2 protein-coding genes are annotated in these 1,137 nt (G+C 73.9%); both read left to right on the plus strand.

Translation table 11 applies throughout. The features are described from left to right. The coding region (locus BACI9J_RS24535; protein WP_236558880.1) for a hypothetical protein at positions 1-418 on the plus strand (418 nt) is incomplete at its 5' end. 50 nt (positions 419-468) lie between these two features. Continuing rightward, positions 469-1,137: DNA-formamidopyrimidine glycosylase family protein (locus BACI9J_RS22715; protein ID WP_159736650.1), on the plus strand; the 669-nt coding region annotated here is incomplete at its 3' end.

The following is a 1,137-nucleotide window of genomic DNA, read 5'->3' on the forward strand; positions in this document are numbered from 1 at the left end:
GTACGGGGCCTCGTTGCCGTGGCCCACGGGCGACGTCGACCCCGGAGGCGCGGACGATGCCGTCGCAGCCGGTGGGGCGAGCACCGGCGCGAACGATCCGGCGAGCGGCGTTGCGAGCGGTGCGAAGGCCACCCGCGGTCACCGGCCCGGGCGCAAGGCAGGCGCCCTCGTGACGACCGTCGACGGCAAGCTCACCGTGTACGTCGAGCGGGGCGGCAAGTCCGTGCTCACGTTCACCGACGACGCGGCCGACCTCGCCGCTGCCGCCACCTCGATCGCCTCGATCGTCCGGACCGGGCTGCGGAAGCTCTCGGTCGAGCGGGTCGACGGGGACTTCGTGCTCGAGACGCCGCTCGGCGGCGCGCTCCGTCAGGCGGGGTTCACGGCGACCCCGCAGGGGCTGCGGCTCCGTGTGTGAGGCGAGCCGCGCCTCCCGGCCGTGCGGTGACCACATGCCGGAGGTGCCCCGTGCCTGAAGGCGACACCGTCTACCGTGCGGCACGCCGCCTGCACACCGCGCTGGCGGGCAAGGTCCTGACGAAGAGCGACTTCCGGGTCCCGGCCTTCGCCACCCTCGACCTGGTGGGGCGCACCGTCGACGAGGTCGTCCCCCGCGGCAAGCACCTGCTGCACCGGATCGGCGACCTGACCGTGCACTCGCACCTGAAGATGGAGGGCCGGTGGGACGTCTACGCGCCCGGTGACCGCTGGCGACGTCCGGCGCACCAAGCCCGGGCGATCCTGGACGCCGAAGGAGTCTCCACCGTCGGCTTCGCGCTCGGGGTGCTCGAGGTCGTCCCGCGCGACCAGGAGTCCGAGGTCGTCGGACACCTGGGGCCCGACCTGCTCGGCCCCGACTGGGACGCCGACCTGGCCCTCGCCAACCTGACGGAGGACCCCGAACGGCCGGTCGGGTTGGCGCTGCTCGACCAACGGGTGCTCGCCGGGCTCGGCAACGTGTACCGGAACGAACTCTGCTTCCTGCGCGGGGTGCTGCCGACGCGTCCGGCCGGCCAGGTCCCCGACCCGGCGCGCACGATCACGCTCGCCAGCCGACTGATCCTGGCGAACCGCGACCGCAGCGCCCGCGTGACCACCGGTGTCGACCGCCCCGGTCGACGGTTCTGGGTCTACGGT

The organism is Arthrobacter sp. 9V (assembly GCF_902506065.1).
Taxonomy (GTDB): Bacteria; Actinomycetota; Actinomycetes; order Actinomycetales; family Micrococcaceae; genus Arthrobacter.